We start from the raw sequence: 13,012 nt of genomic DNA on the forward strand, positions 1-13,012 counted from the left end.
ATCGGGCGCGAAGGTTGCCTGTAGGCTGATTCGGAAACTGACGATTGCCGCACAAGGACGTTTAACCATGAAGTTCGAGAAAAACACCGAACTCGACCAAGCCAATCTGCGCATCATCATCGCCAGTATTGCCGTGGTTTACATGCTCATACTGGGCTTTTTGCCCGGCCAGCGCTTCGATACCTATCTGCCGGTGATCACCTACATCATTGTGTTTTTGCTGGCCTCGATCGGCTTGCGTCAGGCGATTGCGCGTTGGCCGGGGCATTATCCGGCGCGACGGATTTTCGCCATGGTTCACGATTACACCGGCACCTGCTTCGGGCTGGTGATCGGTGGTGAGGCGGCGTTGCCGCTGTATGCGGTGATTATCTGGGTCAACCTCGGCAATGGCATGCGTTATGGCTCGCGCTATCTGGCGATCGCCACGGCGCTGGCGTTAGTGGCGTTGCTGTGTGTTTATCGCCTGACGCCAGTGTGGCAGGCGCAACCCTTCATGGTGTTGATGCTGATGCTTACCAGCACGGTGATTCCGTTTTATGCGCACTTGTTGCTGGAACGTACGCGCAAGGCCTCCGAAGAAGCGGTGGCGGCGAATCTGGAAAAGTCGCGATTTCTCGCTCAGGCCAGTCATGATTTGCGCCAGCCGATTCATTCGATTGGTCTGTTTACCGCGTGCCTGCGTGAGTCGCACTTGGGTGAAGACGAGCGGCGGTTGGTCGACAACATCGACCGTTCGTTGCTCAACGTGTCGCAATTGTTCCGCTCGATTCTCGACCTATACACCCTCGACAACGGGCGCGTGTTGCCCAAACTGCAAAGCGTGAATCTCGGCGAATGGCTGGCGGAGCTAATCCGTCAGAACGCCGAGGCGGCGCGTTGGGCAGGGGTGGAGCTGCGTTTGCGTCCTTGTTCCTACTGGGTTCAGACCGATCCGGCGTTGCTGGCGACCATGGTGCAGAACGTGCTGTCCAACTGCTTCAAATACGGTGCGCACCGGCCCCTATTGATCGGCGTGCGCCGGCGCGGGGCAGGGCTGGCCATTGTGATTTATGACCAAGGCAACGGTATCGCCGATGAGCATCTGGGCAAGGTGTTCGATGAGTTTTATCGGGTGCGGCAAGTGCGCGACAAGGATGTCGAAGGCGTTGGGCTCGGGCTGTCGATCGTCAAGCGGTTGGGGGAGTTGATCGGTGTAGGAGTTGCTCTGCGCTCGCGGCTCGGGCGGGGAACGGCGGTGACTTTGTACGGCTTGCCGATCACCGCGCCGCCGCAGGTAACGGTCAATCGTGATGAGGCGCGTCAGGTCGGTTTGCTGACCGGGTTGAAGGTGTGTCTGGTGGAGGATGATCGCAACGTATTGCTCGCGACGTCGGCGCTGCTGGAGCGTTGGGGCTGTGTGGTTCAAGCGGAACTGAGGGGGCAGGATTTGATGACCGACTGCGACATCATCGTCGCCGACTATGACCTCGGCACCCACGCCACTGGCATCGAATGCATTGACGATGTGCGTAAGCGGAGAGGCTGGGCGGTGCCGGCGATGATCATCACTGGGCACGACGTCGAAAAAATCCAGGCGGCCCTGCAAGACCGTGACATTGCCATTCTGTCCAAACCGGTACGCCCGGCCGAACTGCGCGCAACCTTACGAGCGCTGCGCGACTGCGAAACCCAAACCCTGTAGGCGCTGCGGCATGCTGCGATCTTTTGATCTTCATTTTCAGGATCAAAATCAAAAGATCGCAGCTTCGTTACACTCGACAGCTCCTGCAAAGTTAGTGCTTGTTCAGCGCTTGCACAGGTAATCCTGGGTGATGGTGGTCTGCAGGCAGTTGTACTGCCCCATGGTGCGGCAGTTGTTTTTCTCGGAGCCGGTAACCTCGGCGTTTTTGTAGCCCCAGGTCTTGCAGCGTTGTGCGGCGACGGTCAGGCCTTGTTCGGCGCTGGTCTGGCCGCTTTCGAACTGGCCCAGGTCATAGGAGACCTGAACGATGCCATCGTTTTTGCTGCCGCCGGTGGCTTCCCATTGTTTTGGCGTGGCGCAGCCAGTCAGGAACAGGGCGCTGAGGGTGAGAGTTGCGATCAGGGTTTTCATGGGCAAACGGTGTCCTTTACCGACGTGATGGAATTACTGGAATGGAATCGGCGAAGCGCCTTTTGGCAGGCACGACAACGGCGGCGACATGATGCCCATGCTCGCCACGGCGATGATGACGCCACTCGGCAACTCACAGTTGTATTCCCCGGCCGTGGTGTACGCGGTGTAGTAGGTGAGGGTGCTGTCGTTGCGGATGTTGTCGATTTTCGACACCGGTTTACCGATCACCGTTTGCGCGCGTTCTTTCATACTCGCTTCAGTGGGTTTGACGGTCTGGCAGCCGGCCACGCCGAGCAGCACGGCACCGAATACGGCGATTTTGGTGAGGTTTGCATGCAGTTTCATGGTGTGTCTTCCTTGGTATTGTTCTGATTTCCAGGCACAACGATCCCGCACGCTGCGAGCAGGCAACGTTGAGGAGCATCGAGGGGTGCGGGGGAATATAACGCCAGCTGACAGGGCGGTCGATTAGCACAAATGTGCTAGTGCAGTGGGGGATCGACGGGCATTAGGCGCTTCTCTTCCTGCCCGATTGGGTCAAAGCTCAAATCAGTCTAAAAACTCTGATTCAAGTCCACGAGGCTTTGCTAGGCTCAAAGATGTAGGCGAAGACGCAGACTGATGCGCAATCGGATAGCAAGGGGGCGTGGGGCGCGCTCCGAAAGGTACACGGTTAGAAAGATCTCCGCGCTGAGATCCAGCCCTTATGCCGTGTGAAGCAGCCGGGGCCGTACCTTTTCAATTTGGCCCGGTACTGTGGGAAGCCCGATAAACCTTGTAAGCCAGAGACCAGCACTGGCCGCCTGCTCGAACATCAAAGCCCGCTACGTGCGGGCTTTGTCGTTCTTGCCAGGTCAGATCGATTGCAGCGCCTGCGCCAGGTCGGCACGCAGGTCTTCAACGTCTTCAACGCCCACTGACAGACGCACCAGACCATCGCCGATGCCCAGTTTGGCGCGGGTATCCGCCGGAATGGTCGCGTGGGTCATGATCGCCGGGTGCTCGATCAGGCTCTCCACGCCACCGAGACTTTCCGCCAGGGCGAAGATCTTCACGTTCTCGAGAAAGCGCCGCGCGCCATCCAGATCGCTGTTCAGATCCACGGAAATCATCCCGCCGAAACCGCGCATCTGACGCTTGGCCAATTCATGCTGCGGATGTGAGGCCAGCCCCGGATAGTAGACGCGTTTGACCTGCGGCTGCTGTTCCAGCCACTGCGCCAGATCCAGCGCGTTGCTGCAATGACGTTCCATGCGTAATGCCAGGGTTTTCACCCCGCGCAGGGTCAGAAATGCGTCGAACGGCCCGGCAATCGCACCCACCGCGTTCTGCAAGAAGCCCAGCTTCTCGGCCAGTTCTTGGTTCTGGCCAACCACGGCGATGCCGCCGATCACGTCGGAGTGGCCGTTCAGGTATTTGGTGGTCGAGTGCAGCACGATGTCGAAACCCAACTCCAGCGGCCGCTGGATATACGGGCTGGCAAAGGTGTTGTCGGCCACGCTGATGATCCCGCGAGCGCGGCAGATACGGGCGATAGCGGCGAGGTCCGACAGGCTCAGCAGCGGGTTGGTCGGTGACTCGACAATCACCAGGCGTGTGTCGTCCTGCAGCGCCGCTTCGAACGCCGCCAGGTCAGTCAGATCGACGTAGCTGAAACGGTGTCCGGCACTGCGCTGACGGACCTTGTCGAACAGGCGGAACGTGCCGCCGTACAAGTCATTGCCGGAGATGACGTGCGAACCGGCATCGATCAGTTCGAGCACCGTGGAAATCGTCGCCAGCCCGGAGGCGAACGCGAACGCCTGGGTGCCGCCTTCAAGGTCCGCCACGCAACGCTCCAAGGCAAAACGCGTCGGGTTGTGCGAGCGCCCGTAATCAAAACCCTTGTGCACGCCGGGGCTGTCTTGCAGGTACGTGGAGTTGGCGTAGATCGGCGGCATCAGCGCGCCGGTGGTCGGGTCCGGCGTCTGCCCGGCGTGGATCACCCGGGTCGCGAAGCCTTGGGATTTATCGTCGTGCTGACTCATGCGAGGGATCTCCGTAATTGGTTGAGCATGTCGGTGCGGGTGATCAGGCCATGGAAGCCCGACGTGTCGGCAATGATGGCGACGAGGCCACGGCTGAGCACCGCTTCCAGCTCGGAAAGAGTGGCGCCGGGGGCGAGGGTTTGCAGTTTGTCGGTCATCACGCTGGAGACCGATTGACTGAAACGGGAAGCGTCTTCATGCACCGGCAGGAGGATGTCCGATTCGTCGATCACACCGACCAGTTGCTTGCCTTCCACCAGCACCGGCAACTGCGAAACATCCGCCAGGCGCATGCGCTGGAACGCGGTCAGCAGGGTGTCGTCGGGGCCGACGCTGATCACGCGGCCATCCTCGAAACGGCGGGCGATCAAGTCACGCAGGTCGCCATAACCTTTACGCTGCAACAGGCCTTGATCGGTCATCCACTGGTCGTTGTAGACCTTCGACAGATAGCGCGTGCCGGTGTCGCAGACGAAACTCACCACACGTTTCGGCTCGGTCTGTTCGCGGCAATAACGCAGCGCCGCCGCGAGCAGGGTGCCGGTCGAGGAGCCGCCGAGAATGCCTTCGGCCTTGAGCAACTGACGCGCGTGATCAAAGCTTTCTTCGTCACTGATCGAGTAGGCGTGGCGCACGCTGGAGAGGTCGGTGATCGACGGAATGAAGTCTTCACCAATGCCTTCCACCACCCATGAACCCGGCGTTGGCAGGGAGCCGTCGCGGCTGTATTGCGCCATCACCGAGCCGACCGGGTCGGCCAGGACCATTTCCAGATCCGGTTGCACACGCTTGAAGAAGCGGCTCAGGCCGGTCAGCGTGCCGGCCGAACCGACACCGACGACGATGGCGTCCAGATCATGTTCGGTCTGCGCCCAGATCTCTGGAGCGGTGCTGCATTCGTGGGCCAGAGGGTTGGCCGGGTTGTTGAACTGATCGGCGAAAAATGCGCCGGGAATGTCTTTCGCCAAACGCGCGGCGACGTCCTGGTAATACTCGGGATGGCCCTTGCCGACGTCGGAGCGGGTGATGTGCACTTCGGCGCCCATGGCCTTCAAGTGCAGGACTTTTTCGGTGGACATTTTGTCCGGCACCACCAGCACCACGCGATAGCCTTTGGCGCGGCCAACCAGTGCCAGGCCGAGGCCGGTGTTGCCGGCCGTGGCTTCGACAATCGTGCCGCCGGGTTGCAAACGACCATCACGTTCAGCCGCGTCGATCATGGCCAGACCGATGCGGTCCTTGATCGAACCACCAGGGTTCTGCGATTCAAGTTTGAGAAACAGTGTGCAAGGCCCGGTGTCGAAGCGGGTGACTTGAACCAGCGGAGTGTTGCCGATCAGCCCAAGTACGGCAGGGCGTGATTCCTTAGACATTTCTTCACCTCTTTGTGGTGTTGATCGCGTTCCATTCGCGGGGAAAAGACTCGCGTGCAACATAGGCTCAGACATCAGCTGTCGCAACCTTTAGTCGGTCGCCAACTCAGCCATTTCGATCTAACGATAGATCGAAATCAAAGACCTGCCGGCGCGGGTTTGAGTGCGTTTACACAGAGGCGTCATCGAGTTTTCAAAGGGCGTCGTCACGCTCACCAATCGCTTGATCTGCGAAGAAATTTACTGCTGCGAAAACGGCTTGGTGAGTCTGGCAGTGCACAAGTCAGAGGGGTTTTCAGCGATGATTTGATCATGAGAGAAACTCGTGTTGATCAAGATTAAAATGAGTTTGTCTCACTAGTGACCGATGCCGACAATGGCCGCCATCAACAAGACATTGGAGTTGTTTGTTATGGCACTGGCCCATTCCCTTGGATTTCCGCGCATCGGTCGCGACCGCGAACTGAAGAAAGCGCAAGAGGCGTTCTGGAAAGGAGAACTGAACGAGGCCGGCCTGCGTGATGTTGGCCGTGAGCTGCGCAAGGCCCACTGGGACTTGCAGAAAAACGCCGGCATCGAATTGCTGCCGGTCGGCGATTTCGCCTGGTACGACCAGGTGCTGACGCACTCGCTGATGTTCGGCGTGATCCCTGAGCGCTTCCGTCCGCATGACGGCAAAGCCACTCTGCAGACCCTGTTCGGCATGGCCCGTGGCGTCAGCGACAGCTGCTGCGGCGGTGCGCACGCCCAGGAAATGACCAAGTGGTTCGACACCAACTATCACTATCTGGTCCCGGAATTCAGTGCGGATCAACAGTTCCAGTTGGGCTGGGATCAACTCTTCGATGAAGTCGAAGAAGCCCGCGCACTGGGCCACAACGTCAAACCGGTGATCATCGGCCCGCTGACGTATCTGTGGCTGGGCAAGGCCAAAGGTGCCGAGTTCGACAAGCTGGAATTGCTCGATCGTTTGCTGCCGTTGTACGGGCAGATCTTCGCGCGTCTCGCCGCCCAAGGCGTCGAGTGGGTGCAGATCGACGAGCCGATTCTGGTGCTCGACCTGCCGCAGGAATGGAAGAACGCGTTTGAGCGTGCCTATAACCAGATTCAGCGCGATCCGCTGAAAAAACTGCTGGCCACCTACTTCGGCGGTCTGGAAGAAAACCTCGGTCTGGCGGCGAACCTGCCGGTCGACGGTTTGCACATCGATCTGGTGCGTGCGCCGGAGCAATATCCGACCATTCTTGATCGCTTGCCGGCTTATAAAGTGTTGTCCCTGGGCGTGGTCAACGGCCGTAATGTCTGGCGCTGCGATCTGGAAAATGCCCTGGCGACTTTGCAGCATGCGCACGAGCGTCTGGGCGATCGTCTGTGGGTCGCGCCGTCCTGTTCGTTGCTGCACAGCCCGGTGGATCTGGGCCGTGAAGACAAGCTCGATGCCGAGTTGAAAAGCTGGCTGGCCTTTGCCGTGCAGAAGTGCGAAGAAGTGGCGGTGCTGGCTCAAGCGGTCAACGAACCCGAGGCGCCGAAAGTGCTGCGTGCTCTGACTGAAAGCCGTTCGGTGCAGGCTGCACGTGCCGCTTCGCCGCGTATTCACAAACCTGCGGTGCAAGCGCGGGTTGCCGCTATCACGGCCAAGGACAGTCAGCGTCAGTCGCTGTTCGCCCAGCGCATTGCCAAGCAACGCGCGGGGCTGGATCTGCCGCTGTTCCCGACCACGACGATCGGTTCGTTCCCGCAAACCGCGTCGATCCGCCTCGCTCGCCAGTCGTTCAAACAAGGCAAGTTGACCGAAGCCGAATACACCGAAGCCATGCACAGCGAGATCCGTCACGCAGTGGAAATCCAGGAGCGTCTGGGCCTGGATGTGCTGGTGCACGGTGAAGCCGAGCGTAACGACATGGTCGAATACTTTGCCGAGCAACTGGATGGCTACGTATTCACCCGTTTTGGCTGGGTGCAGAGCTACGGTTCGCGCTGCGTGAAACCGGCGGTGATCTTCGGCGACCTCAGCCGTCCGAAAGCCATGACGGTCGAGTGGATCCGCTACGCCCAAGGCCTGACCGACAAGGTCATGAAAGGCATGCTGACCGGTCCGGTGACCATGCTGATGTGGTCGTTCCCGCGTGAAGACGTGAGCCGTGAAGTGCAGGCCCGGCAACTGGCCTTTGCGGTCCGCGATGAAGTGGTCGATCTGGAAGCCGCCGGCATCAAGATCGTGCAGATCGACGAAGCGGCGTTTCGTGAAGGCCTGCCGTTGCGTCAGGCGCAGTGGCAGCCTTATCTGGACTGGGCGACGGAAGTGTTCCGCCTGTGCGCCTCCGGTGTGCGCGACGAAACGCAGATCCACACGCACATGTGCTACAGCGAATTCAACGATGTGATCGAATCTATCGCGGCGATGGATGCCGACGTGATCACCATCGAAACCTCGCGTTCCGACATGGAGTTGCTGGATGCCTTCGAAGCCTTCGCTTATCCGAACGAAATCGGCCCGGGTGTCTACGACATCCACTCGCCACGCATCCCGGATGCTTCGGAAATGGCTAATTTGCTGCGCAAGGCTGCCAAGCGGATTCCGGCCGAGCGGCTGTGGGTCAACCCGGATTGCGGTTTGAAAACCCGCGGCTGGCCGGAGACGGAAGCGGCGCTGGTGCACATGGTTACTGCCGCCCGGCAGCTGCGTAAAGAGTTGGCGTAACGCTCAACCGGTATGACACCCGACCCTGTGGGAGCGAGCTTGCTCGCGAAGGCGTCCTGTCAGTCAACATCAATGCTGGATGATCCGCCGCCTTCGCGAGCAAGCTCGCTCCCACAGGGTGTTGTGTAAGTCAGGCGATTTTGGATGGCCTCACGGGGCCCGCAGTTGCTACTGTGCCCAGCCGCAGTTCAGGTGTTTGCCGCTACATGAGTGATCAACCCGTTATCCAAACCGTGTCTGACGCGGACATTCCCGAGGTGCTGGATTTCGTCTTAAAGGCCCGCGCCGAGCTTTTCCCCAAACTCAGCGCGACGGGCATGCCTGATGATCTTGTGCGTTTTGCCGAGGTTTATCTGCATGGGGCAGGGCGCTTTCTGATTGCTCGTCATGCGGGGCAGATTGTGGCCTCGATAGGTTATCTCCCTTACGACCGACGCTTCCCAAACCTTGATTATCCCGACCTTAAAGTGGTGGAAATCGTCCGTCTGTTTGTCCTGCCATCGCAGCGCCGCTCAGGTCTGGCCGGCACGCTATATCGATCAATCAAGGATCTGGCACTCGCCAACAAAGTAGAAGTGATCTACCTGCACACCCATCCGTTTTTACCGGGCGCCATTGAGTTCTGGCAGCGGCAAGGTTTCGACATTATTGACGTCGACACTGACCCGGTCTGGCAGACCACTCACATGCACAACGTCATGAGTGAAATCGAAGAATCTGCGCCCCATCAAACGGGTCCGTCAGATAGTGCGCCCTGACCCCGAACGTCTCCTGCAACCGCTGCGGTGTCAGCACCGCCAACGGTTCGCCCAGCGCTACCAGTCGCCCGCGCTCCAGCACCGCCAGACGATCACATTTCAACGCCTGATTAAGATCATGCAAAGCAATCAGCGTGGTCACCGGCAACGCCTGCACCACGTTGAGAATGGTCAGTTGATGCTGAATGTCGAGGTGGTTGGCCGGCTCGTCGAGCAACAGAATCTGCGGTCGCTGCGCCAGTGCCCGAGCGATGTGCACCCGCTGCCGTTCCCCCCCCGACAGGCTGCGCCACAGACGGGTGCGCAGGTGCATCGCGTCAACGTCGGTCAGCGCCTGCTGAACAATGACGTCGTCGTCCGCCGACCACGGTTGCAGCGCCGACAGCCAAGGCGTGCGCCCCAACGCCACGGCATCGAACACGCGAATACCGTCGTCGGTGTCGGCCTGCTGCTCGACCACCGCAAGCTTTTGCGCAATGCTGCGCCGGGCCATTTTGCCGAGACGCTGCCCTTCAAGCAGCACCTCGCCGGCGCTCGGTTCGCGCAACCCGGCCAGCAGTTTGAGCAGGGTGGATTTGCCGGATCCATTCGGCCCGACGATGCCGAGGGTTTCGCCGCGCTGAACTTCAAGGCTGACACCGCTGAGCAACTCGGCGCCGCGCACTTTGAAGCTCAGACCAGAACAACTCAAAACACTGCTCATCGCGCCGATCTCCGACCCACCAGAATCAGGGCAAACACCGGCGCACCGACCAACGCGGTAATCACCCCGACCGGAATCACCTGACCCTTGATCAGCGTGCGCGACAGCACATCAGCGGCAATCAGAAACACCGCGCCGCCCAACGCACTGGCCGGCAGCAAACGTGCATGACCGGTGCCGAGCAACAGCCGCGCGGCGTGGGGAATCACCAGTCCGACAAAGCCGATCGAACCGACAATCGACACCATCACCGCCGTCACCAGCGCCGCACAGCCAATCAACAAAATCTGCACACGTCGCACCGGAATGCCGAGGGATGCCGCCGAATCCGCGCCAAAGGTAAACGCATCCAGCGCCCGCCGATGCCACAGACACACGACCAGTCCCAACACGGCCACCGGCACCGCCAGCCACACCGACGGCCAGCGCACGCCGCCAAGATTGCCCAGCAGCCAGAACATGATCCCGCGCGCCTGTTCGGAACTGGCCGAGCGGGTAATCAGAAACGCAGTGAGCGCATTGAACAGTTGCGAACCGGCGATCCCGGCAAGAATGATCTGCCCGGTGCCGCTGGCCGAACCGCTGACCCGCGCCAGCAGAATCACCAGCACGAACGCCGTGACCGCGCCGGCGAAGGCGCCGACTGACAGCGAGATCATTCCTGCGCCAACACCAAGCAGCGCCACCATCACCGCCCCGGTCGAGGCACCGGCAGAAATCCCCAGCAGATACGGATCGGCCAACGGGTTGCGCAGCAGCGATTGCAAAATCACCCCGCACGTCGCCAGACCGGCACCGCACGCGGCCGCGACCAGTGCGCGGGTCAGGCGGTAGTTCCAGACGATGCCTTCATCGATGGGATCCAGCGCGTACCCTGCGCCCCACAATTTGTTCGCCAGCACTTGCACGACCACGCCCGGTTCAATCGAGGTTTCACCGATGGCCACGCCAGCGACCACGGCAATCAACAGTATCGCCAAGGCTAATAGGGTGCGGATCAGGCTGGCACTCATTGCGACAGGTCATAGCCGTTGATGGCCGTGGCCAGATGCTCGATGCCGTCGAACATGCGCAGGCTCGCCTGCATGGCCATGGCGTCAAGAATGATGATGCGGTTGTGTTTCACCGCGTCCATGTTGCGTGTCACCGGGTCGCTGCGCAGGAAGGCGAGTTTCTTTTCATAGTCGTCGGCGGGGAAGCGACGGCGATCCATGCGCGCGATGACCAGGAAGGTCGGGTTGGCCTTGGCGATTGTTTCCCAGCCGACCGTTGGCCACTCCTCATCGGACTCCACCACGTTGCGCACGCCGAGGGTGCTGAGCATGAAGTCGGGAATGCCTTTGTGCCCGGCCACGAATGGCTCGATGTCCATTTGCGCGCTGGAAAACCAGACCAGCGCACTGGCGTCCTTCAGCTGTTTGCCTTGGGCGGTGGCAATCGAATGGGCGAGGCTGGCCTTGAGCTCGTCGTTGAGCTGCTGGCCACGCTCCTGCACATCGAAGATCTGCGCCAGTTGGCTCACGCTCTTGTAAATCGTCTCGATGCGAAACGGCGCCAGTCGCGTGCCGTCGGCGCCGACGAGGTTGTCCTTGGCTTCGCAATCGGAAGGCAGCAGATAGGTCGGAATCTTCAATTCATGAAATTGCTCGCGGGTGCCGACCGCGCCTTGCGGGCCGACCATCCATTCCAGCTCCACGGCGACCAGTTCCGGGCGCTTGCCGATCACCGATTCGAAACTTGGCTCGTTGTCAGCCAAACGCTCGATCTTGTCGTCCTGGGCTTTGTATTTGGTCAGCACATTGTTGAACCACAACGACGTGCCGACGACTTTGTCGCCCAGGCCCATGGCGTAGAGTATTTCCGTGCCGGCCTGGCCGATGGTCACGGTGCGCGTCGGGGCGTGCTGGAAGGTCAGGCTGCTGCCGCAGTTTTCGATCGTCAACGGGTAGACAGTCGGGGCCGCCTGCGCCATGGCGCCAAGGGTCAGGCCGGTGATGAGGGTGGCGATGCGGGGCAGCAGCATGGGGCAGTCTCCGAGGGAACCGTACGGGGAGCGGGAGAGTACGGTCTGGAAACACACCATCGAACGCGGTCAGGAAAACAGCGCAAGGCCGGGCAGCCAACGAAGACGCGCACGGCACGATGTCCTTCCCGGACACCCCGCCGGTTAGTAGTCACTGTGCCGGCAGGTCTCCTGACTGATGCGTCATCGTCTGGCTCCGGCCTTCCCGGGATTTACCCAGTGGCAGTCGTGGAGCAGGCTCGGCACCTACAGTTGCGGGGGCAGTTCCGATCAATGCTGTGCAAGCACCTCGGATTCCCTGTTAGTCCCCTTCGGGAACCGGCGGCGGCATGGTAGTCGATCGAGCCGCTGAAGGGGAGACGAATCTGCCGTGGGGAGGATTAGTGCTGGCTCATCAAACCGTGCAACACGCCTAAACGCAGGCCCGGTTCGGAGGGCAGCATTTGCGCAATGCCGAACACTTTGAATGCCGCGAGCATCAACACCAGACCGCCGGGCAGGATGCTTTGACGATGCGCTTGCAGCCCGGCCAGTTGCAGTTGCTGGACGTTGTTCACCTTCAGCAGAAGCAACGACAGGCGTAGGAGCCCGCCGTAGGTGATGCCGTCCTGACCGTAGTCGTTGAGGCGATTGGCCTTGAGCACTTTGGCGAGCATGCGCGCGGTGCCGGAAGAGCCGATGGTTTGCTGCCAGCCCTGAGCACGGTAGCGCCGGGCAACCTTTTCAAACTGCAGAATGGCGAAACGTTCGGCCTCCTGTAGCGCGCCGGCAGACACATCGCCGCCGCGAAAGAACCTCGAGCTCAAGGTGCCGCTGCCAATGGCGATGCTTTCGGTGAGCAACGGTTGCGAGCCTTGGCCGAGGATCAGCTCGGTTGAGCCGCCGCCGATGTCGACCACCAGGCGCAGGTCTTCAGCGCTTGGCAAGGCGTGGGTCACGCCGGCGTAGACCAGACGCGCTTCTTCATGGCCGCAAATGACGTCGATGGGAAAGCCCAGATGCCGCTCGGCACTGGCGAGAAACAGTTGCGCGTTGTCCGCCTCGCGCACCGCGCTGGTTGCCACCGCACGCACTCGGCCGGCCTCGAAACCGCGCAGCTTTTTGCCGAACCGCGCCAACGCCTGCCAGCCGCGATCCAGCGCCAAGGCATCCAGCGCGCCGCCGTCAAAGCCTTCGGCAAGTCGCACCGGTTCACGCAGGGTTTTCACTTCCTGAATCTGCAAGCCTTTGCGGCTGCGCACCGACTGGCCGATCATCAGGCGAAAGGCATTCGAACCCAGGTCGATGGCGGCAAATAGCGAGGCGTCGTCTTTCATGGGAATCCTTGCA

The 13,012-nt window shown here is 60.6% G+C and carries 11 protein-coding genes and 1 riboswitch; of the genes, 3 read left to right on the forward strand and 8 right to left on the reverse strand.

What is annotated here, in order from left to right:
* Positions 1-67 precede the first annotated feature (67 nt).
* A complete protein-coding gene (locus ACWR1S_RS14365; RefSeq protein ID WP_454563960.1) occupies positions 68-1,684 on the forward strand; it encodes an ATP-binding response regulator in 1,617 nt (538 codons plus the stop codon).
* A 102-nt stretch (positions 1,685-1,786) separates the two neighbouring features.
* On the opposite strand, the gene yecR is transcribed toward ACWR1S_RS14365, so the two are convergent.
* The 4 genes from yecR to ACWR1S_RS14385 form a co-directional block, all read right to left on the reverse strand.
* Complete coding sequence (gene yecR, locus ACWR1S_RS14370) at positions 1,787-2,095, reverse strand: YecR family lipoprotein (RefSeq protein ID WP_454563961.1); 309 nt, start codon at positions 2,093-2,095, stop codon at positions 1,787-1,789.
* A 33-nt stretch (positions 2,096-2,128) separates the two neighbouring features.
* Positions 2,129-2,443, reverse strand: coding sequence for a hypothetical protein (locus ACWR1S_RS14375; protein ID WP_454563962.1), 315 nt, complete (start codon positions 2,441-2,443; stop codon positions 2,129-2,131).
* Between the two features lie 509 nt (positions 2,444-2,952).
* Complete coding sequence (locus ACWR1S_RS14380; RefSeq protein WP_007918059.1) at positions 2,953-4,125, reverse strand: cystathionine gamma-synthase; 1,173 nt, start codon at positions 4,123-4,125, stop codon at positions 2,953-2,955.
* Positions 4,122-5,498 (reverse strand): pyridoxal-phosphate dependent enzyme, encoded by a 1,377-nt coding sequence (locus ACWR1S_RS14385; RefSeq protein ID WP_454563963.1) that lies wholly within the window; start codon positions 5,496-5,498, stop codon positions 4,122-4,124. The genes ACWR1S_RS14380 and ACWR1S_RS14385 overlap by 4 nt, the downstream gene beginning before the upstream one ends.
* Positions 5,499-5,910: 412 nt before the next feature.
* On the opposite strand from ACWR1S_RS14385, the gene metE reads away from it, so the two are divergent.
* Together metE and ACWR1S_RS14395 are read left to right on the forward strand one after the other, a co-directional pair.
* Positions 5,911-8,199, forward strand: coding sequence for a 5-methyltetrahydropteroyltriglutamate--homocysteine S-methyltransferase (gene metE / locus ACWR1S_RS14390; protein WP_454563998.1), 2,289 nt, complete (start codon positions 5,911-5,913; stop codon positions 8,197-8,199).
* Between the two features lie 206 nt (positions 8,200-8,405).
* Positions 8,406-8,957, forward strand: a complete 552-nt coding sequence (locus ACWR1S_RS14395; protein ID WP_454563964.1) for a GNAT family N-acetyltransferase — start codon at positions 8,406-8,408, stop codon at positions 8,955-8,957.
* Here the strand turns inward: ACWR1S_RS14395 and ACWR1S_RS14400 are convergent.
* The 4 genes from ACWR1S_RS14400 to ACWR1S_RS14415 all read right to left on the reverse strand — a co-directional run bounded on the left by ACWR1S_RS14400 (position 8,896) and on the right by ACWR1S_RS14415 (position 12,999).
* Positions 8,896-9,660: an ABC transporter ATP-binding protein gene (locus tag ACWR1S_RS14400; RefSeq protein ID WP_454563965.1), complete on the reverse strand. Its 765-nt coding sequence runs from the start codon at positions 9,658-9,660 to the stop codon at positions 8,896-8,898. The genes ACWR1S_RS14395 and ACWR1S_RS14400 overlap by 62 nt on opposite strands.
* Positions 9,657-10,661, reverse strand: coding sequence for a FecCD family ABC transporter permease (locus tag ACWR1S_RS14405; protein WP_454563999.1), 1,005 nt, complete (start codon positions 10,659-10,661; stop codon positions 9,657-9,659). The genes ACWR1S_RS14400 and ACWR1S_RS14405 overlap by 4 nt, the downstream gene beginning before the upstream one ends.
* 8 nt (positions 10,662-10,669) lie before the next feature.
* The gene (locus tag ACWR1S_RS14410; RefSeq protein WP_454563966.1) at positions 10,670-11,683 is read right to left on the reverse strand and encodes an ABC transporter substrate-binding protein; all 1,014 of its coding nucleotides are present in this window, start codon (positions 11,681-11,683) and stop codon (positions 10,670-10,672) included.
* 144 nt (positions 11,684-11,827) lie between these two features.
* Positions 11,828-12,021, reverse strand: a riboswitch (cobalamin riboswitch).
* Positions 12,022-12,063: 42 nt separating this feature from the next.
* Positions 12,064-12,999 carry a Ppx/GppA phosphatase family protein gene (locus tag ACWR1S_RS14415; RefSeq protein WP_454563967.1) on the reverse strand — a complete coding sequence of 312 codons (936 nt, stop codon included), beginning with the start codon at positions 12,997-12,999 and terminating at the stop codon, positions 12,064-12,066.
* Between the last annotated feature and the right edge of the window lie 13 nt (positions 13,000-13,012).

Source organism: Pseudomonas sp. AIG, from assembly GCF_977020205.1.